The sequence below is a fragment of the Escherichia sp. WS3227_2 genome (assembly GCF_046486495.1).
In the GTDB taxonomy this organism is placed as follows: domain Bacteria; phylum Pseudomonadota; class Gammaproteobacteria; order Enterobacterales; family Enterobacteriaceae; genus Escherichia; species Escherichia coli.
This window is the reverse complement of the sequence record NZ_JBJQLG010000029.1, coordinates 1-20435: the sequence shown is the minus strand read 5'-3', so window position 1 is coordinate 20435 and position 20435 is coordinate 1. Positions and strand designations below refer to the sequence as shown.

The 20435-nt window shown below is 50.4% G+C and carries 20 protein-coding genes; 19 read left to right on the top strand and 1 reads right to left on the bottom strand.

Translation table 11 applies throughout. The features are described 5' to 3' along the window. Nucleotides 1-2 precede the first annotated feature (2 nt). The 18 genes from ACJHXB_RS23930 to hha all read left to right on the top strand — a co-directional run bounded on the left by ACJHXB_RS23930 (nucleotide 3) and on the right by hha (nucleotide 19308). Entirely contained in the window at nucleotides 3-554 is a 552-nt protein-coding gene (locus ACJHXB_RS23930) for a phospholipase D family protein (protein ID WP_000014584.1), read from the top strand. 89 nt (nucleotides 555-643) lie between these two features. Continuing rightward, complete coding sequence (locus ACJHXB_RS23925) at nucleotides 644-4411, top strand: LPD7 domain-containing protein (RefSeq protein ID WP_058649948.1); 3768 nt, start codon at nucleotides 644-646, stop codon at nucleotides 4409-4411. A gap of 17 nt (nucleotides 4412-4428) precedes the next feature. Further along, on the top strand, nucleotides 4429-4776 hold the full coding sequence (locus ACJHXB_RS23920; RefSeq protein WP_001055900.1) for a conjugal transfer protein: 348 nt from the start codon (nucleotides 4429-4431) through the stop codon (nucleotides 4774-4776). Beyond that, nucleotides 4773-5465 carry a DotI/IcmL family type IV secretion protein gene (locus tag ACJHXB_RS23915; RefSeq protein WP_000138552.1) on the top strand — a complete coding sequence of 231 codons (693 nt, stop codon included), beginning with the start codon at nucleotides 4773-4775 and terminating at the stop codon, nucleotides 5463-5465. The genes ACJHXB_RS23920 and ACJHXB_RS23915 overlap by 4 nt, the downstream gene beginning before the upstream one ends. 10 nt (nucleotides 5466-5475) lie before the next feature. After that, complete coding sequence (traN, locus tag ACJHXB_RS23910; RefSeq protein ID WP_021513963.1) at nucleotides 5476-6459, top strand: IncI1-type conjugal transfer protein TraN; 984 nt, start codon at nucleotides 5476-5478, stop codon at nucleotides 6457-6459. A gap of 2 nt (nucleotides 6460-6461) precedes the next feature. Beyond that, nucleotides 6462-7751: a conjugal transfer protein TraO gene (traO, locus tag ACJHXB_RS23905; RefSeq protein ID WP_001271994.1), complete on the top strand. Its 1290-nt coding sequence runs from the start codon at nucleotides 6462-6464 to the stop codon at nucleotides 7749-7751. Continuing rightward, nucleotides 7751-8455: an IncI1-type conjugal transfer protein TraP gene (traP, locus tag ACJHXB_RS23900; RefSeq protein WP_023155244.1), complete on the top strand. Its 705-nt coding sequence runs from the start codon at nucleotides 7751-7753 to the stop codon at nucleotides 8453-8455. Before traO ends, traP begins: the two co-directional genes overlap by 1 nt. Next, nucleotides 8455-8982: a conjugal transfer protein TraQ gene (gene traQ / locus ACJHXB_RS23895; protein ID WP_001055569.1), complete on the top strand. Its 528-nt coding sequence runs from the start codon at nucleotides 8455-8457 to the stop codon at nucleotides 8980-8982. The genes traP and traQ overlap by 1 nt, the downstream gene beginning before the upstream one ends. 50 nt (nucleotides 8983-9032) lie before the next feature. Next, a complete protein-coding gene (gene traR, locus ACJHXB_RS23890) occupies nucleotides 9033-9437 on the top strand; it encodes an IncI1-type conjugal transfer protein TraR (protein WP_000086960.1) in 405 nt (134 codons plus the stop codon). A gap of 63 nt (nucleotides 9438-9500) precedes the next feature. Further along, entirely contained in the window at nucleotides 9501-9689 is a 189-nt protein-coding gene (gene traS, locus ACJHXB_RS23885; RefSeq protein ID WP_001277255.1) for a putative conjugal transfer protein TraS, read from the top strand. Next, on the top strand, nucleotides 9673-10473 hold the full coding sequence (gene traT, locus ACJHXB_RS23880) for an IncI1-type conjugal transfer protein TraT (protein WP_233324430.1): 801 nt from the start codon (nucleotides 9673-9675) through the stop codon (nucleotides 10471-10473). The genes traS and traT overlap by 17 nt, the downstream gene beginning before the upstream one ends. A gap of 89 nt (nucleotides 10474-10562) precedes the next feature. After that, the gene (traU, locus tag ACJHXB_RS23875) at nucleotides 10563-13607 is read left to right on the top strand and encodes an IncI1-type conjugal transfer protein TraU (protein ID WP_001024776.1); all 3045 of its coding nucleotides are present in this window, start codon (nucleotides 10563-10565) and stop codon (nucleotides 13605-13607) included. Further along, on the top strand, nucleotides 13607-14221 hold the full coding sequence (traV, locus tag ACJHXB_RS23870) for an IncI1-type conjugal transfer protein TraV (protein ID WP_000337399.1): 615 nt from the start codon (nucleotides 13607-13609) through the stop codon (nucleotides 14219-14221). The genes traU and traV overlap by 1 nt, the downstream gene beginning before the upstream one ends. Further along, the gene (gene traW / locus ACJHXB_RS23865; RefSeq protein WP_001189156.1) at nucleotides 14188-15390 is read left to right on the top strand and encodes an IncI1-type conjugal transfer protein TraW; all 1203 of its coding nucleotides are present in this window, start codon (nucleotides 14188-14190) and stop codon (nucleotides 15388-15390) included. Before traV ends, traW begins: the two co-directional genes overlap by 34 nt. Nucleotides 15391-15418: 28 nt before the next feature. Beyond that, the gene (gene traX, locus ACJHXB_RS23860) at nucleotides 15419-16003 is read left to right on the top strand and encodes an IncI1-type conjugal transfer protein TraX (protein ID WP_001037996.1); all 585 of its coding nucleotides are present in this window, start codon (nucleotides 15419-15421) and stop codon (nucleotides 16001-16003) included. 96 nt (nucleotides 16004-16099) lie between these two features. After that, nucleotides 16100-18268: a DotA/TraY family protein gene (locus ACJHXB_RS23855; protein WP_000698368.1), complete on the top strand. Its 2169-nt coding sequence runs from the start codon at nucleotides 16100-16102 to the stop codon at nucleotides 18266-18268. A gap of 70 nt (nucleotides 18269-18338) precedes the next feature. After that, nucleotides 18339-19001, top strand: a complete 663-nt coding sequence (excA, locus tag ACJHXB_RS23850; RefSeq protein ID WP_000644794.1) for a plasmid IncI1-type surface exclusion protein ExcA — start codon at nucleotides 18339-18341, stop codon at nucleotides 18999-19001. Nucleotides 19002-19098: 97 nt separating this feature from the next. After that, complete coding sequence (gene hha, locus ACJHXB_RS23845) at nucleotides 19099-19308, top strand: hemolysin expression modulator Hha (RefSeq protein ID WP_032178830.1); 210 nt, start codon at nucleotides 19099-19101, stop codon at nucleotides 19306-19308. A gap of 331 nt (nucleotides 19309-19639) precedes the next feature. Here the strand turns inward: hha and tnpA are convergent, their stop codons facing one another. Next, a complete protein-coding gene (gene tnpA / locus ACJHXB_RS23840) occupies nucleotides 19640-20044 on the bottom strand; it encodes an IS200/IS605 family transposase (protein WP_001175009.1) in 405 nt (134 codons plus the stop codon). Between the two features lie 58 nt (nucleotides 20045-20102). Here tnpA and ACJHXB_RS23835 point away from each other — a divergent pair. Next, the coding region (locus ACJHXB_RS23835; protein ID WP_410233543.1) for a helix-turn-helix domain-containing protein at nucleotides 20103-20435 on the top strand (333 nt) is incomplete at its 3' end.

Below are 20435 nucleotides of genomic sequence, written 5' to 3'. Positions count from 1 at the left end.
TTATGTCAGGTAAAAAAACTATCGTTACTCTGCTCCGGGTATCGCTACTGGCATGCCCGTTACTGTTCACGACACCATCGTTTGCAATGATCGACACGCCATCCGTGAAGGTCGGCTTTTCTCCTGAAGGAAGCGCATCCGCTCTGGTGCTTGACACAATCAACAGTGCGGAAAGCTCCATCAGGATGATGGCATATTCCTTCACCGACCCGGATGTAATGCATGCGCTGGCAAAAGCGAAAAAACGCGGAGTGGACGTCCGTATTGTTGTTGATGACAAGGGGAATACGAACCGGGCAAGTCAGGAAGCGATGAAATATATCAACCTGCTGGACATTCCTCTCCGGACTGTAGATGCCTTCCCCATCCATCACGACAAAGTCATCATTGTTGACGGAAACACGGTTGAAACTGGCTCCTATAACTTCTCTCGTGCTGCTGCACGCAAGAATTCAGAGAATGTCGTTGTGCTCAAGAATATGCCGGATGTAGCCGCACAATATCTTGAACACTGGCAGGATCGCTGGAATAAGGGTACAGACTGGAGACCCTGACAAACATTTCTCCCCCGATTTTCTATCCCCCCAGCCACCCCCGGCTTCCGGCGGTGGTTTTTTTCCGTCTTTTTTCAGGAGAAGCACTCATGCCGTCTGTATCCCGCTACCGCACCTGGCTTGCCGTGCCTGCAGATGAAATAGAAGATCTCAAAAAAGCACATCCCCCGATGAACGGGCACACGCCCGTCATCTGGGACAAGGAGCACAAACTCTGGTTCGCCCGCCCGGGGGCGGACCTGTCCAGGCTGGACCGCTGGCTGCCCCGGCCACAGGACGTCTCCATGAACGGCAGTGATCCGGTCACCGAGTTTGCCCAGGTTCTGGAGAATGCCGGACTGGTTCTGAAAGAACTGCCGGTCATGGACGGGAAAATCCACCGTGTCCCGACCGCCGATGACAAAAAAGGACAAAAAAGTGGCGCATATCGCGGATTCCTGGACGGCAGACCTGCCGGCTGGTACAGGGATTATCGCAGCGCGGATAATTCGCCGATCACCTGGACCTTCTCCGGCGGAGAACAGACAGATCCCCGCGCAAGACTCCACCTGAAAGCGCATTCAATGCAACGCAGGGAGGACGCGGAGCGGGAACTGAAAGCACAGTACAACCGACAGGCCGCGTATGCCCGCCGCTATATCAACAAATGGCCGCAGGCCACAGCACATGAATACCTGACCCGGAAAGGCATTCAGGCTGCACCGGGGGTGCGGGTAAACAACAAAAATGAACTGGTTATTCCCTTCAGTAACCGTAACGGCGCGATACGCTCTTACCAGCGTATTCCGGTCACCGGGGGGAAAGATGCCCGCATCCTGATAGATTCGGAGAAAACCGGTAACTGGTTTGCGCTGGGCACACCGCGCAACGGTCAGCCGGTACTGTTTGCCGAGGGCTATGCCACTGCGGCCTCCCTGCACGAAGCCACGGGCCTTCCGGTACTGATGACGGTGGATGGAGGCAACATGATTGCCGTTGCCGAAAATGCCCGGCAAAAGTGGACGCAAAGCCCCTTTATCTTCTGTGCCGACAACGATCATGCAATCCGGGTTAACAAAGGTATCGTCAGTGCAACAAAAGCCGCAGAACTGACAGGAGGATCGGTCATCTTTCCTGCGTTCACCGATGCCGAAAAAGCGCAGGGGCTGACCGATTTCAATGACCTGGACGCAAGCCGGGGACGGGCCGCTTTTCAGCATGTCATCAACGCCCAGTTAGAACACATCGGGGTTTCCACCCCCAACAGTAACACCCCGGAAATGCGCGAGGCACTGGTGATAGGCAACCTCGTTTTTACACCGGTCCACACTGAGGAAAAAACCATGACTCCGACAGAATATCCTGAAACATCACCCGATACAGGGCACAGCCATGACCAGGGACCTTCTCTGCCGTCCGCCACGCAGCAGGAACAACCAGCTGCTTCCAGCAGTAACATTGCTGATGAAACACAGTCATTTACCAGTCACGCCACTGAAAATAACGGCAAAGATGAGCGGCACGCTGATAACGTTCAGGCGCAAACGGAAAGCTCTGTAGTTCAGGACTCCCCTGCAGAATCACTGGCGTCCCCGGAAAGTACAACGGCGTCTGCCCCTGATGAACCCGCTCATCCGGCGGAACCTCCGGAAAAAGTTGTCTCGGTGGCCACAGATAAAGACTGGCGTGAATTTGAAGCTGAACTGTCACAACCGGAAAAAAACGAGTCACAACAGGAATCCGGCACTTCACCTGAAATACCGGCCCCTGCTGCCACCACCGCATCCCCTGAAGACAGTCCCTCATCTGAAACCATGAATGAATCAGCCGAGCCATCACCTTCCCCTGATGCAGTCAAAGAGGAAATGACCGTGATGACGGAGCCTGATGACAAACAAAGCACCGGAATATCCCCGGATACTCCCCGGGAAGAGGCGGTCAACCATGTAACTGAAGACATTCCCCTTCAGCCAGAGCCGTTCCTTCCTGAGTCAGATGGCCCCGAAGAATACGAAAACTACAGCACATATCAGGAGCTGATGAACAATGAAAATCCTGAGCATCTGCAGGAAAACAGTGATATGCCGTCGCAACCGGACACAGGCCACGTTCAGGCTGATGAGTCAGAACTTCAGGCCACAACAGATACAGTAGAACCGGCTGTCCGGGATGACCCCACTCCACAGCAACCTGTTCAGAGCACATCATCTTCTGATAATACTTCATCGTTTCTCGACAAAGCGCGTGGCTTTTTTACGCGTAAAAAAACGGATTCCCAGGCGCATGAGAACAGTGATCCCACACCCTCACCGGAAACCACGACGACCACACCGGCACCTGACAGTATTGTCTACGCCCCGGAACGCCCTGATGCACCGATATCGCTCAATCTGGACGAAATCATTAAATCGCTGGAAGGTGAAGAACGAGCAGACAGAACCGTCCTGTACAAACTGGATGGCAAACCTGCCTTCATTGACCGGGTAAACCGGCTGGAAATGGTCAACGGTGCCAGCAATGACGATCGCAGTGTTCTGGCTGCACTTGCTGTGGCCACTGATTTTTATGGTGGTGTCATTGAGCTGACGGGCAGTGATGCCTTTAAGCAAAAAGCGATGCAGTTGATCATCGAGCACAACATCAAAGTGCGCATGAAATTCCCGGATCAGCGAGCGGCGCTCGAAAAATTACGCAAGGAAATGGCTGTCGGTAAGGATACTGTTGTCACCCATAAGCCAACACCGGAACTTAACCGGAATACCCCTGAACAACCAGCAGTCCCAGACCCTGTTCAGGAAAAAGAAGCCACACAATCCCCGGCGTCCCCAGTAGCCCCTGAAGCATCAACCGTCAGCACCGTCCCTGCATCATCACCGGCTGAACCTGGCAAAACGGCAGATGCGGCACAAGGTGAAGAACCACCAGGAAAACTTCGCCCGGGAGAGAGCGTGACTGCCGTACTGCACAATTTTGGTCGTGCTGAATATGCACCCGGCAAAGGAGAGAGTTTCTTTGTTGAGCTTAAAAACCGCAGTGGCAGCAAACTCTACTGGGGGGAACAACTGGAAAGTCTGGTCAAAAACCATCAGAAAGGTGACGTGGTGACACTGACACTTCAGAACCGCGAACAATTCATCCTCCCGGGAGAGCAAAAAGCACGTTTCCGGAATAAGTGGTCCATGGAGTCAGTTACCAACGGGATCTCGGTATCACATGATAATCCGGATAAAGGTCAGCGTATTCAGGCGATTCCGGTCGAAACCTTTATGAAAGTGGCTGCGCAAATCAGCCAGGGGTGGCCCGAAGAGATGAAAGCGTTACGTATGCCAGAAAACGTCGGCTCACATCTGTTTATCGGTGAAGACCGACATCCGGTCTCCGCGCCACAGAACGCAAATCAGGTAACAGAAATAACCAGCGCAGCCCCTGACAAGCTGACACCTGTTCTGGGATCAGTGGATAAGGATACGCGTGAACTCAACCTGCTACTTGTCCAGAGTGCCGATGAACATCTGCAGGGTGTGGTCCGGCTGAACGGCACATTGTATCCGGCACTGGCCACCCCATCAGCCGACAACAGTCAGCTGGTTATCAATGCGCTGACCGACAAAGGTTTACGCTTTGCAGGTTATGGTGAAGCGGTAAACCACGATGCTGACAGCACGAATCGCCCTGCACCGGAGCTTATGCAGTTTCATCTGAAAACCCGGGAAGAACCGCTTTTTGCTGCTGTCTACACGCCGGAAAAACAACCTGATGCGTTGTACCGGAACCTGGGCTTCGAGCAGTCATGGCAGCAGTGGTCCAACAGCCAAAAGCCGGAGGACAGGCAGGAAAAAACTCTGCATCAGGATCTCTCCCACAGCCCCGGCCGATGAGCCGGTAAGGAAGCCATATGAACATGCATAAGTCTCTGGTTGCCGTGCTCGGCCTTATCCTGATTTCATCCACGGCAAGTGCTGCAACCTGTCGTGCGGGTAGCGCGGCACAGGCCGGTAGTAATACAGGATATGAGCGAGCACGTGCAGCTGCGGATGCATGGTCACAACGTGAAAACGATGTTTCCTCATCCCTGCAGTCCTGTCTGTCACGAATCAAAAAAATCAGCATAAACCTCCCCCAGTTCCCCAGCCTTGACGACATTCTGTCGCAGCTGGAAAACCAGGTCTGCGACGCGGTCGTGGACAAGGTGAATGAAAAGCTGCCGGGGAATATTGATCCCTGGAAGGACTACAACCTATGACCGAAAATACCGAGCCATCCTCGCCATCACATCCGGCACCTGACCCGGAAATACTGAAGAGCACAATCAGGGCTATGAAGCAGTCAGAACAGCGGGCAAATAATGTCCCTGCGCTGATAAAAGCGCTTTTATGTACGGGCACATGTCTTCTTATCAGTATTACTGGTAACGCCATTCAGTACTGGCACTCAACGAATGTGGAGCGCGAATATTTCGCTACAGACAATGGTCGTCTGGTCAGGCTGGCACCAACAAGTCAGCCAGCATGGAGTCAGAATGATGCAATGGCCTTTGGCAGCCAGGCACTGGCGACCGCATTCAACCTGGATTTTGTGCACTATCGTTCACAGATCTCCTCCCTGTCTCCGCGTTTTTCTGACGAAGGTTTTGTCGGATATGTGAATGCATTACAGGCATCTAACATTCTGGAGACGATCAAGAAAGAGAAGATGAATCTGACCGCCACGACAGGTGCTGGCGTTCTGGTACGACAGGGACAAATGTCCGACGGCGTATGGTTCTGGACATTCCAGTATCCTGTCCGTATGCGTCTGGTCGGCCAGACAACCAGCAAGCCAGAACAGTCTTTTGTTTTCGAAATCACCATCCAGCGTGTTGACCCCAGACTGAAACCATCCGGTATGGAAATCCGGCAGATGATCTCCCGTAACGCCGGACCGAACTCCTGAGATAAGTAATATGCAATCACGTTATTTACTGAGCACACTGCTCCTGGTGTGCAGCGCCGCCACGTCTGCAGATAACGCAGGATGGCAGAACGCACGCACACCACAAACGACAAATTCTGCCAGCGATCACGTTCAGAACACCTCCCAAAACACCGGAGGTGTTCCGGCAACACTGGTAAAAGGTGAGCTGCCTGCCCCCGGGCAGGCCAGCCCGCTGGTACAGGATGCGGCAAGGCTTGATTCTGAGCTCTCCGCCGATGAGATTCGCTCACTACGCAGTCTCATGGCGGATAACGAGCGGGCCATCAATGCGCCCATCACCAGTGTTGTACCCCGTATCAGCTCTCTGACAGTTAATCTGTCCCCCGGTGCCAGCCTTCCTCTTGTTCGCACAGCCATGAACAACCTGAGCGTGGTGACATTTACCGATATCAACGGTTCACCATGGCCACAATCCGATCCTCCTTATAACGCGGCACCAAAACTCTTTGATGTGCAGTACAACGAGAACATGGTGACAATCACACCATTGCGGCCATGGGCATCCGGAAATATTTCTGTCTACCTGAAAGGTCTGTCGGTACCGGTCATCCTGAACGTAACCAGTGGCGAAACAGATACGCCGTCATCCAGTCAGGAAATGGACAGTCGTCTGGATCTGCGAATACCACGGCAGGGACCAACCAGCCCAGTTGTCTCCATCCCGACGGATAAGATCGCCCTGCATGATGCAACATTACAGGCATTTCTGGATGGTATTCCTCCCCGGGACCCTTCAGTTAAGAGGCTGAAATTCACAGGTAATGTCCCGGATACAACGATCTGGCAACACGGCGATGACCTTCTGGTTCGTTCCCGGGCGATGTTGCGCGATGAATTTGAACAGACCTTGTCCTCTGCCGACGGAACTCATCTCTGGAAACTTCCCGTCACCCCACTACTGACTTTCTCTGTGAATGGCCAGTCCGTTCACGTGACACCAGAACTGGAGTAATCATGAGTGCTGAACAGGATGCCGGTAAATCCGGAAAGAAACTGGCTGCCCTGCTTGGACTGGGCAGCATCATCTTATTTGGCGGCGGCTATATCGCGTTTTCCAAACTATCAGGGAGTAACAGCGATATGCAGTCAGCCGTGAACATTAACAGTGCAGCAAGCGGCGGAACGCGCAGCGTTACCGAAACGCCTCACTATCGTGAACTGTTAAGAGCGGATAATGAACGAGGGGCCGCAGCTGCAGCCCGCAATAATCAGACGTTCATTGCCAGTCTTCCACAGGGGCTTGATATTCCGGACACTCCGGAAAAGCAACAACAGCCTGCAGCAAAACCGGAAAACTATGCTCATCGCCAGGCTTCCGGCACACCACAGGAGGATCGAGCAGCCAGTGAAAAACGTATGGAGCGGCTGCAAAAGCTGATTGTAAGAATAAAAGATCAGCATCCTGCCGGTAGTACACCAACCATAGCAACGACTATGTGGAATAAATCTCCGGCAGAAACAACAGGGCAGAATGGTACGCAGCAATTCGCATTACAGAATGCCAGCCTGTCCACGCCTGTAGCAGAAAAAGGGATACAACTGATACCTGCTCTGACCCGTATACCGGCATATATTGATACTGCAGTGGATTCTGATAACCCGTCATCCAAGGTTATCGCAACCATTCCCGCTGGCCCCTGGGCAGGGGCAACGCTGTTCAGTCCGGGAGTCAAACTGGTGGGTAACGGCGTGGAGATCCATTTCGACCGGATGAGCTGGAACGGCATGGACCTTAAGGTCAATGCATATGCTCAACGGGAAGACAACCTGATGTCATCCGTGGCCAGCAATGTGAATACACGCTGGTTTAAACATATCATTCTGCCGTCAGTGTTAGGAGGTGTGGGCAGTATTGGCACACTTTATAAAGATGCCAACACGCAGGTTATTCAGGGTAACTATGGCACGGTTACCGGACGCGTGGGAATGCCCAGTGGTGAAGCTGTTGCGGGCGTTATTGCCGGTGGTATGGCGGAAAGAGGAAGTCAGATATTAACCCGCCAGGCAGAAAGTGAGCCCTATAAACAGGTAGAAGTGTATCAGCATGAAGTCGTATCAATTCTGTTTGTTGACCCGGTAATGACAAACGACGCCAGGTCATCTTCCCTTTCCAGTGGCATTTCCCCTTCAGTTAATCGTACATCACAGGCGGAACAACGCTCGCAGGCACGAATGCAGACAGCCATGGAGCAAAGAAAAGCTGTGATGCAACGTCGGTATGATGAACAACCGGAGACACCATAATGAAACCTGAAACAGAAATAGATGAAACCGGCAGCTTCGGTGAACCCGAAGAGAAACCCGCCCCCTTCTGGAAACGTTCCGTCTGGGGGATATCTGTAGCAACATGGGGGCTATGTGCAATCGTGTTGCTCGCAGCCATATGGTATCTGTTCCTGAGAGCGCCATCGGAAACAGGCATGCCTCCGTTTAATGATGCGGATGCTGGCGTACAGACCTGGCAAACCACACAAGAATCATCACCTTCCGTTCAGTCCACTGAGACTATGACTGTCCGGACAGGAGAAGATATGAGCCAGCTTGCCCGGGATGTAAAAACAGAGCTGGATAACCGCGATGAAAAAATTCAGGCAACACTGAATATGCTTCACGACAGCATTAACAAGCTGGGCGAAGCTATAAAAAAGGATGAAGAATACGCACAGGAAACACGCCGTCAGCTGGATGATATCCGGAGCCGCCTGAACGGAATAATGACACAGAAAAGCGTCACTGAATCCTCTTCCACACCGCATCCAGCAAAGAAAAAAACGTCGTCTGTACTTAACGGAATGAAAATCATGTCGATGGAAACTGGTATGGCCTGGATTCGCTGGCAGGGTAGTACCTGGGCTGTCAGAGAAGGTCAGACGCTGGGCAATGTGGTGATCCAGCGGATTGATCCGACTACCCGGACCATCATCACCAGTGCAGGGACGTTACGCTGATGAACATGGATGCCCTGACCGCCATTGAGAACTTTGCCAGCAGTATTTTCAGTGCCGGAATGGATTTCCTGTTTACCTGGGGAGAATTCATCGGGGTGATCAGCATGATTACCCTGTTTGCCCGCGCCCGTTCAGCCGGTCCGGTAAAAATGTCTCCCGGAAAATTTATTGCGGGGATGTTAACCAGCTGCATGCTCGTATCACTCCCGGCAATGATTAACGCCGGAGGCGTACAAATGGGATTCAGGGCTGACTCATTTGGCCCGATTGCATATGTACAACCTCAGACGTTTGGCGCTGCTGCTGGCGCAGCAAATGCAGTTCTGTCGCTGGCCAAGCTGGCCGGTGTTGGATTTGTAATGAACGGGATATCCATCTGGCGCAAGGCCGGACTCGATGGACATACCGCACTGAGTGCCAGTGAATCCGTCAGTAAGGGAAACGTCAAATTTATTGCCGGCGTCCTGCTGGTCTTTATCGATCGTGTCCTCAATGCCCTGCTGGCAAGCATTGGAATCGTCTTCTGATTTTTTTCACCTTCATATAAACCACTGATATATCCATTTAAGGAGAAACTATGTCACGTATTCGTGTCGTAGCGGCCCGTCTGTACGCCGCATTTATCCACGCACAACTGTTTGTAATGTCATGCCGGAGCAAACTGACTAAGTTCCTGCTGCTCATTCCCATGATGTTGCTGCCCAAAGCCGTTCTTGCCGATGGAGATCTTGCCGATATGGTTCGCAATGTCGAACAAGGTGCCAAAACAGCACAGTCATCATCACTGACTATTGCGCAGTTCATCGGCGTAATTCTGTTTCTCGGGGGCCTGATTGGCCTGAAAAAAGTTGGGAAACAAGGGGGGATGGGACTGGCTAGTTGCATTGTATCTATCGTCATTGGGGCGGTACTTGTCGCCGGACCTGAAATGATGAGTCGCAGCCAGAAACAGTTGGGGATTTCCTCAATTTCCATTGGCTAATCTTGTCCAGGGCACTGGCATTTATCCGGTGCCCTTCCTGTTCGGCAATACAAGGAGGCACATATGTCTGCCTGGAGCCCGGAGCACATAACGTTACGACGAACAGAAAACGGCAATGTGATTGCCCACGACAGTCGGGACGATCAGGAATTCATTTTTGCAGAATGCTGTTCCGATGAAATCGCAAACATCATTCTGGAAGCCGTGAAACGTTACACCAGTACGGAGCCTGCTCATGCAACACAGCATTAAAAACTTGTGGTTGTATCCCTTTCCAGAAATTGATGTGGTTCATACACAGGAGCCACTGTTACCGGAACCGGAATTAACAACGCCCGGTCGATGTATCTGCTGCCGGCAAAACGTCAGGCACCGTTTCAGACTGGATGACTCATGGCCACTCAGACAGCTTACCGACATAATCAGTGACACACGAGTTCGTCTTAATAAGGCCACAGAACATCTGGTTAAGTTAATCAGGCGTGGTGAACCAGTCGCAACCGGCGAAAAGGAAAAGTACAACACGGCAGTAAAAGCCGCTGAACGGGCGCTTGAGCAGGCCCGTCTGTCTGCCAGACGTCTTTCACTCCGCCATGTACAGAAAGCTGAAATCACCAGTACAGAGCCGTTGTCAGAGAAAGAGCAGGAACTGTTTCATGAAGACGGCCCGCCTTACAGCTTATGTGCTTTCTGCCACGCCTGGCATTCACTGAATGGTTATGCCGCAGCACAGGGCGTTATGGTGTGGCTACCCGACCTTCATCCATCCACAGTCGTGGCCCTTAACCGCCGTTCATTACAGGAAGTTTTCAGTAATGATAAGTTCCGGGTCCGGCGGGGACGGGAAGCGCTCTCTGCACTGATGCAAAACAGACTGGCGGTTGAGGATAAATTCCGCAGTTTCCGCCCGGCCGATTTCGCTGACGTTTTTCGTCGCTATCCACCTTCCGGTCGTTCGCCCCTGCGTGAAAAAATGAACGGGATTGCCCTGATTCTGACACCAGATTCATTCATCAAAAAAGAATACGTTGATTGATTTTTCTTCATGCCACTCCAGCGCGGGGTGGCATTAAAAAAATCAAACTGCACAAACCTCCCTCCTGTAAGTCCGGAGTTCCCTCACCTATGAACATAAACCGTTTAATCTTCACTATCGAAGACTGTCTGAACACGCTATCCCGTTTCTCTGTCGCAAGCAGTTTTGTTGAATATTGCGATTTACGTACTGTAATTGGTCTGGACAGACAGGATCGTGAACGCCGCCCATGGCTGAATTCGCCCTATATTGCAGCCACAAAGCGTGGAGAATATCTCTCTGTCTTTGAAGTCAGCGGTGCTTTCAGGGAAATGGATGAAGCATCCGACCAGACTGGCCCAGGTTCACTGGAATCGCTGATCACCAGCATGAGTGACAGCCTGAATACGGCATATAAAAACAGCGGTCATAAGATCAGCTTCGTTTTTGAGCGTGATCCTGACATGGGGAAAGAAGAAATCGAAGACATGGTCGCCCCACAAAAGCGCTCACTGGCTAATACAGGTATCCAGTTACAGGATGTGGTCGATGAGAAAGTCACAACACTGTCCCCATGGCTGGTCCGGGAGCGTTGCTGGCTGGCGATCTGGAGTGGACCCGACCTTATCAGCAACAGCGATCGCACCGCCCATGATGAGCTTGTCAGAAGACTGGCTGAACGGGTACCGAAAGCACGCTTTGCCCAGTCCCCCTGGCAGTGGGCCTTATCTGCACTGAAAATCCGCCACGAAGCTTTTCTTGATAATGTGGAACAGGCACTGAGACATTCATCTGATGGCCTGATTCTCCGGCTACTGGATATACACGAGGTCGGGCGTGAAATACGTCGTCAGACAGAACGGCACAGCACACCGCGTAACTGGCAACCCCACCTGCCTGAAGATGCCCAGCCAGCGGGATATCGCTGGACTGACGATGAATCCGTACTACATGCTCCTTCATTGCATTTGCAGTTATTCAACACTCAGGTGACCACACAGGGCAACCTGGTTCAGGCGGGCGGACTCTGGCACGGAATGGTATCGATTACTTTACCTCCGCAAAATCTGCAGACGTTTAACGAACTGGTCCGTGCCGTCCCCCGCGCAGTCCCCTGGCGCATCAGAATGGATCTGATGCCCGGCGGGATGAAGGCTCTTAATCTGAAGAAAACGCTTCTGACTTACAGCAGCTTCATTTCTGCCGTTCGTCCAATGTATGAATCCGTTATGACCCTGGCTGCAACGGATGAAAAAGAACCTGTCTGCATAATGACCATCATGGCCTCCACGTGGGGAAAAACACGTGAAATATGCACACGAAACCAGGCCATTCTGAAATCGGCCATTGAAGGCTGGGGCGTATGTGGCACCACGACAACATTTGGCGATCCCCGACGCGCCTGGGTGAATACCATTCTCGCGGCATCCGGAGGCTCCGGCCCGGTTCCCCTGTATCCCCCGTTGTCACATGCCATCTCGCTTTTCCCGCTTAACAGGGCAGGCTCTGTCTGGCGAGGCAAAGGGAATCTGATGTTACATACAGAAGACGGTTCCGCATTTGAGGTTGGTCTGGCGTCATCCCAACAAAATAAACATACAGAACTGGCACCAGGCGATCCGGGACTGGGTAAATCAGTTCTGATTAATACGTTGTCGGAAATACAGATATCATCTGCTCAGAAAAACCTGCCCTTCATTGCCTATATCGATAAGGGATACAGTGCTCAGGGACTGGTTCAGCTTATTCGCGACAGTCTTCCTCCGGAAAGAAAAGACGAAGCTGTCGGTATTATTCTGAGCAATGATCCGGAATACACCCGTAACCTTTTTGACGTGATGTACGGCGCTAAAAAGCCTATTACGCCGGAAAAGAATTTCATGTCATCTGTGCTGTGTGCTCTCTGTGTCGATACCGGTACCGGTCAACCCTGTAACCCCGGAGACACCCGACAAATTATCAACCAGCTTATCGAGCTGGCTTTTAAAGAGTACGGTGAAAATAATCCGCGACTTTATCGCGCCTCAACGGAAGAACTGGTGGATTCAGCACTGCAGGACTCGGGACTGTATGAAAAACATGATGCAGCCTGGTGGGCCAGATCAACCTGGTTCGAAGTCCGGGATATGCTCCACAATGCCGGGTATATCATGGCGGCTCAGCGGGCACATTATCAGGCAATGCCCCAGCTTCCCGAAGTGTCCTCGATGCTGGGCCATACCAGTCTCAGGGATGTTTTCGGTACTGTTCAGCGTGATGGTTCAAACGAACTTCTGCTGGACTACATCCGCCGCGCTCTCGAGCAGGGACATAACGACTACCCCATGATATCCGGGTATACCCGGTTTATGATCAACCCGGAAACCCGGGTCATCGCTGTCGATCTGAATAATGTTGCCGGTGACAAAACGCCTGCAGGCAGGCTTAAAACCGGCATCATGTACCTGCTTGCAGGTCAGATCGCCGGTGGTGACTTCACCCTGCCACAATACAGGGATGAAGTGTTAAAGCAGCTTCCACGGGAATACCATGAAATCGCTCTTAAACGTATTAACCAACTTGATCAGGAGGTTAAGACAAAAGTTTATGATGAACTGCATAACGCCCGGGGCATTGACTTCATCTGGGAAAATCTGGATACCCAGGAGCGTGAGCAACGCAAGTTTGCTATCCGCACGGTTCTGAGTACGCAGTATCTGAGGGACTACCCGGAAAGCGTTCTTAAGTCAGCAAATACTCTCTGGTTACTGCGCTACAAACCCGAAGATATCCCCGTACTGAGGGATAACTTCAACGTGCCTGAATTTATGCTGAAACGCTTCCTGAAAATGCCGGAAGGCCCGGCACCAGATGGTAGTGGTGTTCCTGTTCTGGGAGTATTCAGGGTAAAAAGTGGCACGCTTGCGAGAATACTCAAATTTACCGTCGGTCCACTGGAGCTATGGGCGCTGAACTCATCGCCAAAAGACAGTGCCCTGCGTAAAACACTGACAAATAAGTTAGGTTCAGTTCGGGCACGTAAGATTCTGGCCGAAAACTTCCCCAGAGGTTCTGCAACGTCATTAATTGAGCACCGGGCGGGCCAACATAACAGTGACAATGTTATTGAAGAACTGGCCTCGGAGCTCATCCGAAAACAGGGATACAATCTCTGATGTGTACAATTCATATCACCCCACGCTGCCGGAGACCTGCCAGAGGGCAGGTATTTCTTAAAAAACTTGAGGTAAAAGGTGACAGTTTCTCATTCACTCTGCCGTCACGTGTCTTCAGGTTACATCCGGCCCCCAATCCCAGAGTGATATACGCCTCGGATGCCAGAACACAGGGAAAGGTTACAGGCATGCGGCTGTTGTTGCCGTCCAGCACAGATGAGCTGATAACAACGGCAATATGGCAGGTTTCTGTCCCGGATGAAGCACCATTCGACGTTCAGCATGTCATCCAGTGGATACTCCCTTCACCGCTGGCTTCGCTGATGTCCGATGATACCTGGTTATGGCCATCCGTTCCCGGAACGCCGGCACTGAGTGCCGGTGACTGGCCTGTAATGGATACTGACCCTTCCACCTTACGGCGCGTCAGACGTCGTTCTTTCAGCATCATCGATAACCGGAACAGGAAAGGTTATATCACCAGGCGATATCAGTGTTTCCCACTGGCCCCACTACCTGAAGACAGAAAATACGACAGCCTTCCTGACCTTGTGCTCCACCCCGAGCAGGAGACAATAAAATGCAAAGAAAAACATTACTCGCAGCCCTTATAGCTATCCTGAATGGAACGGCATACCAGGCTCATGCTTATTCAGTCACCGTCGTCGCCAGCCGTCCCGTTGAACAGCAGGTCGTCCCCAGAATGGAGGCCATCAAAGGTGTGCTGAGTGACATACTGAGTACCCAGACAGCCACGGGTACCGCTATCAATCAGAACTCTGAAAAGCTGGCAAGTGTCATTGCCCAGAACGGACAGGCGACACGTCAGCAGATGATTTTCAGTAATGAAACTCAGCGCCTCGAGGAGGCACGGAAAAGCTTCACCGTGCCAGACTCCATCTGCAGTGAATCCGCATCAGGGATTGCAACAGAAAGCAAAAGTGCCTCAGCATCCGCAGCCTCAAAACTCAGTAAAGGTGGCGGTGTGAGCAACCGTAGCATCCGCGACCGTCTGGCCAGCGCAGCAAACTCTCCCGTGCGGGAAGCTTATGATGGCGCGGCCATACACGCCAGTTACTGTACAGAAGCAGAATATGCACGTTTTGGAGGAACCGCCGTTTGTCCTTCTGTGGGCGAAATACCAGGTGGAGACAGTCAGGTACGCTCGATTTACCACGGCGCAGGTACAGCGGACACACCTGCGGCACTGACATGGGATCAGAAGCAAATAGATGCAGCGACGGCTTACATGAAAAACACTTCCCGCCCCTCTGCCGGTCGTGCTCTGGGTAAAGGAGAAGTGAATACCCAGAGTGGGCGAACCTACGTCGGACTCCAGAACGAATACAACGGCATCATTGATTCTGCGTCGAATCCCCAACTGACGTTGATTGCTGACAGCACGCCTAATGAAAGCACACGTAAAGCACTGGCTGAAACACTGCAGTCAGACTCAGCGGCCGCTTACTTCGACCAGGTGGCTTCACCAGAAGCAAAAGCACGGGGATATATGAGTACCCGTGAGTTTGAAGCTTTTGAGGCTGGCCGGCGCTACGCCAACACAGCATACCTGGTGGATTTACAGGAAATGCAGGGGGATAACCTGCTCCGTGAACTGGTAAGAATCACTGCGCAAATGAACTGGCAGCTGAACGATCTGAAAGAACAGATCCGCCAGGGTAATGTTATCTCTGGCCAGCAACTGGCTCTGACTGCCCGCCAGTATTATGAAAAACAACTCGGTAGCCTTGAGAAAACAATCAATCAGGCAAACGCACGTTGAAAGCTGACGTCAGAACAGGACTGAAAAAATGAATAAGTTACCGGAAAATTCAGACCAGACGAAAAACGTCAAAAAATCACCATCCATAACCCGCATAGCCACCCGGAGGATTATTAACATTTTTGTTCCGCTGATGGAGACTCGCCTGATAACGAATTCTGTACAGCATATGCTGGAACAACAAAAACGCAGGCTGGACAGATTTCGTCAGGTAAATAATAAAAAGGCGCAACTCCACCTCACGTGGGAAGAAGCTCTGCAGGCCAGCCATATGTCAGTAGACGATCTGGATCGTCGTTTCCGCCGGCGCAGAACAGTATGGCGATTCTGTTGCTGGAGTCTGCTGGCCATCGCTTTGTTTCTCAGTGGTATGCTCTTTGCCGCCTCTTCATTACCTCTTACGACTCTGGTACGCGCCATCAGCACTCTTGTGTTGATACTGTCAGGCGTCGCTCTTTGTGCTTCCAGAGCACTGATTGTTACATACCGCCTCTGGCAGTTGCATGAACGAAAAGTCAGCGAACCCGAGCAGGGGACTTTCCGTGATTTTCTGAACGACCGCAATGGCTGGCGCAATGCCACATTAATTGCCGTAACCAGTAAACAATACTGATCACGTCCAGATGCCAGTACCAGTGGCATGTCGCCATCCCCCTTAATTAAATCCTGTGTGGCCTTTGCCCATACGCAATTCTATTCCGGAGTTACTGTGAAAATTTTACTTCGCGCACTCTGTGCAGGCCTTGCTATATCCTCACTGCCGGCAATGGCTTCAGTGACCTATCAGGATATTGTGTCTGCCGCCACCAATCCTGACGATCTGTCCCGCCAGGCGCTGGTCACGATATTCGGTGATGTGGTCACCAATCCACTGTCAACCAGCGACCCCACCCTGATCGGAAGCATGTTCTGGGTGTTCAACAATATCATTGCCGTACTTGCTATCGTCTGGTGTATCTTCATTAGTATCCGCCATGTTGTGCGTTCGGGGCATCAGGGACAGGTATTCAGCGTCGGGCGCGATATTGTCGGCATACTGAGTTTCGTCGCAGGTTTTCTGATGATCGTTCCTACCGGAAATGGCTGGAGTCTCGCTCAGCTCATTATGTTATGGGGCGCATCGATAATGGGGGTTGGGTCCGCCAATGTGATGGTGCAAGTTGCCGCTGATAATATCGCAAATGGTTATTCAATGACTGTACAGCCAGTTCAGGCATCCACACGAACAGCAGCGCGTGGCATTTTTGAAATGGAACTGTGTAAGTATGCGGTTAACGCAGGGCTAAATGATTTTAATCAGACGGCCAAATCCTCGACTTCACTGATGACAGAATCAGCTAAAACCGCCAGTGGTAATTACACTGTCACAGTATCCAATGGCAGCGGTATCTGTGGTACTGCCAGCCTGTCAGTAGAAGGGAACGGAACAACAGATCAGTCGACGATTGGAAAATTCTTTAATCCCTTCAGTAAAAACGAATACAGCGGTGTTATCTCAGCACAACGTGCAGCCATGGATAATATGATTAGCGACATGGACAACGCTGCCAGTGAGTTTGTGACAACATTTCTGGAAAAAAGAAATTCTGGCAACGGAACACTGCCGGATATCGAGACACGAATTCAGAAAGCAGCCGACGAATACGAACGTGCTGTGCAAAAATCGCTACCCACTGATAACGGAGAGCAATCCAGAAAAGAGGCTCTTAAATCTTATCTCACAACCTACGGGTGGGTAACGCTTGGCGCGTGGTATCAGACCTTTGCGACAGCTAACCAACGTCTGGCAGAGCTGGCTGACAGAGCTCCAGCTGTAACCTCAATGTCATCACTGGGAGAAGTTGGTGATACTGACTTATTCAGTGCGGTCATGAGTGCCTATAGGACGCAACTGCAGAATTCCTCCTATACGCCACCGCTGGGCACAGTAGTATCATCCAGTGAACAACGCATGGCAAATGCACAAGATCCGAAATCTGCCTTGTCTGAAATTATGGGCCCCCTTGTTAGTCTCACTAACAGGATTGCAACGGAAACAAGTGGCACAGGCACAACCAGTGCTCAAATTAATCCTCTGATAAAAATGAAAAATATCGGAGATATAACAATGGTAAGTGCAGAAGGAATCTGGACTATATATACAACGGCCAGAGTTGTCGTTGCCGGTGGCAAAGATTCAATTCTTGTAAAATTCTTTAACTCACTAACAGGTGCCGCTTCGATGCTTACCGCGCTGTTTGAAGCACTTGCACCACCTGTTTATTTTCTTTTGTTCCTGATGTTCTGTGCTGGATTTTCCTTATCAATTTACCTGCCATTCATTCCGTTTATTTTCTGGATGACAGGCATCGGGAACTGGATAGTCAGCGTATTAATAGGATGTACCGCCGGGCCGCTGTGGGCTGCAACACATCTCGGGACATCAGAAGACAGAGGAAGTCGGGCAGCCTACGGTTATATATACTTAATTGATAGTATGATAAGGCCGCCCATCATGGTCTTTGGTTTTTTCTTTGCTTCTGTAGCCATCATCGCCGTAGGCACAATACTGAATGCATTATTTGGCGCTGCCCTGGTTAACGTACAGTTCAATTCGCTGACCGGTATTTTCAGTCTTGCTGGTTTCTTGCTGATATACGCCAGAATTTGTACAACCACTGTAGCTGCCATATTTGCCCTTCAGGCCTACCTACCTGATCATGTTATTAACTTCCTAGGGGGACGTGATGGAGCCAACACGCTTGGCAGCATGGCAAATTCTGTTAAAGAAATATTTATTGGAGGAAGTCGCAATATCCGACATACTCCTGGAATGAAAACAGATCGTCTTAAAGATAATACAAAAGGAAGTGACGACAAGGACGGAATAAAAGGATAATATCAATATAAATATTGCACAACCTCCCCATCGGCATTAAAATAATAGATAGTACGAGGGGAGGCATTATATGAAAGCTAAAAAAGAAACAACAGACAGATTTCCAACCTGGTGGCTATTTTATTATGTATTAAGAAAAGCTTATTTCTTTCTTGGAATACCTTTTTTTCTGTTCTGCGCATTAGGTTTTACCGAAATGCTATGTTCTGATCGTTATTTCGGAAATAAGGTCGAAGATTATGTTGTCACTTTCGGTAGTTGGTTCTTATTACTTGCGCCAGGCATATGGATGTACTCACGTGCAAAAACAAGGAGAGAAAAAATAAGAAAAGTTGTACAAACAATAAAAGAGTCAGGCTTCTACTCTCCAGAGAAGGGGTATGAGGGATTATCTTTAACCCAGGGAGCTTATTTCGGCATTGACCTTAAAAATGGCACAATGTTGTATGTCCGTATCTATCCAGGCAACATTATGGATGTTATCGGTTTTGACATTCATAATTTCACTCGTACTGTAACAGACGACAAAAAACTGGAAATTCATACGAAATACATCAATCTGCCAATGGTTCCTGTTCCATCATGGTGTGCTCATCCAGAAACAGCATCAAACACCATGCACGCAATGGCAAGTCGAGGATATGATTACCCTGTCGACTTTCCTCGCCTGATTCAGGAAAAGCGTAAGGAGTGGGAGCAGATTGCAGGTATGCCTGTAGCTGAAGTATTTTAAGATAAGCAGCCTCCATAACTGCCGGTTCAGATGAGCCGGCTTTTGTTTGCAACAACACATAGCTTATGCCGTATTAAATAAACCCAAGGACCTATTTATGGCAAAAACAAAACAGGAATGGTTATATCAGTTACGTCGCTGTTCCAGCTTAAATACACTTGAGAAAATTATTGCTAAAAACCAGGGCACTTTAGCATCGGATAAAATAGAAGCATTCAACTCTGCAGTTGATCATCGCCTTGCGGAACTGACAATGAACAAATTGTACGACAAAGTACCGGCTTCTGTCTGGAAGCATGTAAAATAACCCCAACAAAAAGAGCAGGAAATCCCACACCTGCTCTTATTCATGAATAAACATATCCAATATATTCCAATGCGAAGAAATAATCTCCGTAGAATCCCCCATGAGAAAAATATCATATGGGAGAAAATCGCAATTATCACAGCCAGCGCATTCATTATTTTCGCTGTGCTCTGGCATTAATTATTTTCAACACAAAAAGGAAAAAGCAATGAATCTGGTAGACGCCTTTGTCAAAAAAGTAATATCCGGGCCATCTTAACTTCCAAAGGGTACTCCCGCCGACATAAGGCGGGAGGGGAATTTGGACGGGCTTGAAAAGCCCGAAGGGTGATCAGCCACGCTGATGTTGAATGTATTGCCTAACAACTTCCAGCGGCGCACCTCCGCAGGAGCCAGCAAAGTATGACCTCGACCAGAGCACGGCTTTTCCGTATGCCCCCCGCAAATCAAGAAATTCGTTTCGCAGACGGCGGGATGTCACTGCTTTCAGTGAGTTAACCAGTACCGAAAGCTGCACTGTTGGTGGGTATTCGATCAGCATGTGGACATGATCGACGTCTCCGTTACTTTCTTTAAGTTCTGCCCCAAAATCACGGCAGACTTCTGCTGCATACTGATGAAATGCTGCACAGTGTAACTCTCCCAGTATCTTTCGACGGTATTTTGTTACAAAGACAAGATGAACATGCAAAAGGAAGGCAGCATGTCTTGAACGATTGATTTTATATTTTTGCATTGAGGTTGGCCGTAAAAGCAGTAATATTGCAAGAAAATCTACTACACACTGAATGATGATGCTAATCCTGAAAGCCTACAAATTCAGACTGGAACCAACGCCTGAACAGTCGCAGCGTTTGCGGCAGTTATGCGGTTGCGCCCGTTTTGTCTGGAATTTAGGTCTTGCGGAGACAAAGCGCATACTTGACTCAGGCGAAAAGTTACCTTCGGCTTTCGAGTTGAACCGGATGATTACAGTGTGGAAAAAAATGCCGGAATACATCTTCTTACAGGATGCCTATACCGACAATCTGCAACAAAAGCTGAAAGACCTGCATACCGCATGGAAACGTTGTTTTGATAAAAAGCTCGCAGCTAAGGCTCCGGTATGGAAACGAAAAAATGAGGGC

Excerpts from the sequence above, each read along its gene's own strand:
- ACJHXB_RS23925 (WP_058649948.1), top strand. The coding sequence starts at position 644 with ATGCCGTCTGTATCCCGCTACCGCACCTGGCTTGCCGTGCCTGCAGAT.
- ACJHXB_RS23915 (WP_000138552.1), top strand. The coding sequence starts at position 4,773 with ATGACCGAAAATACCGAGCCATCCTCGCCATCACATCCGGCACCTGAC.
- tnpA (WP_001175009.1), bottom strand. The coding sequence starts at position 20,044 with ATGCAAAAATATAAAATCAATCGTTCAAGACATGCTGCCTTCCTTTTG.
- traV (WP_000337399.1), top strand. The coding sequence starts at position 13,607 with ATGTGTACAATTCATATCACCCCACGCTGCCGGAGACCTGCCAGAGGG.
- traW (WP_001189156.1), top strand. The coding sequence starts at position 14,188 with ATGCAAAGAAAAACATTACTCGCAGCCCTTATAGCTATCCTGAATGGA.
- traR (WP_000086960.1), top strand. The coding sequence starts at position 9,033 with ATGTCACGTATTCGTGTCGTAGCGGCCCGTCTGTACGCCGCATTTATC.
- ACJHXB_RS23920 (WP_001055900.1), top strand. The coding sequence starts at position 4,429 with ATGAACATGCATAAGTCTCTGGTTGCCGTGCTCGGCCTTATCCTGATT.
- traX (WP_001037996.1), top strand. The coding sequence starts at position 15,419 with ATGAATAAGTTACCGGAAAATTCAGACCAGACGAAAAACGTCAAAAAA.
- traN (WP_021513963.1), top strand. The coding sequence starts at position 5,476 with ATGCAATCACGTTATTTACTGAGCACACTGCTCCTGGTGTGCAGCGCC.
- ACJHXB_RS23930 (WP_000014584.1), top strand. The coding sequence starts at position 3 with ATGTCAGGTAAAAAAACTATCGTTACTCTGCTCCGGGTATCGCTACTG.
- excA (WP_000644794.1), top strand. The coding sequence starts at position 18,339 with ATGAAAGCTAAAAAAGAAACAACAGACAGATTTCCAACCTGGTGGCTA.
- traT (WP_233324430.1), top strand. The coding sequence starts at position 9,673 with ATGCAACACAGCATTAAAAACTTGTGGTTGTATCCCTTTCCAGAAATT.
- traO (WP_001271994.1), top strand. The coding sequence starts at position 6,462 with ATGAGTGCTGAACAGGATGCCGGTAAATCCGGAAAGAAACTGGCTGCC.
- traU (WP_001024776.1), top strand. The coding sequence starts at position 10,563 with ATGAACATAAACCGTTTAATCTTCACTATCGAAGACTGTCTGAACACG.
- hha (WP_032178830.1), top strand. The coding sequence starts at position 19,099 with ATGGCAAAAACAAAACAGGAATGGTTATATCAGTTACGTCGCTGTTCC.
- traP (WP_023155244.1), top strand. The coding sequence starts at position 7,751 with ATGAAACCTGAAACAGAAATAGATGAAACCGGCAGCTTCGGTGAACCC.
- traS (WP_001277255.1), top strand. The coding sequence starts at position 9,501 with ATGTCTGCCTGGAGCCCGGAGCACATAACGTTACGACGAACAGAAAAC.
- traQ (WP_001055569.1), top strand. The coding sequence starts at position 8,455 with ATGAACATGGATGCCCTGACCGCCATTGAGAACTTTGCCAGCAGTATT.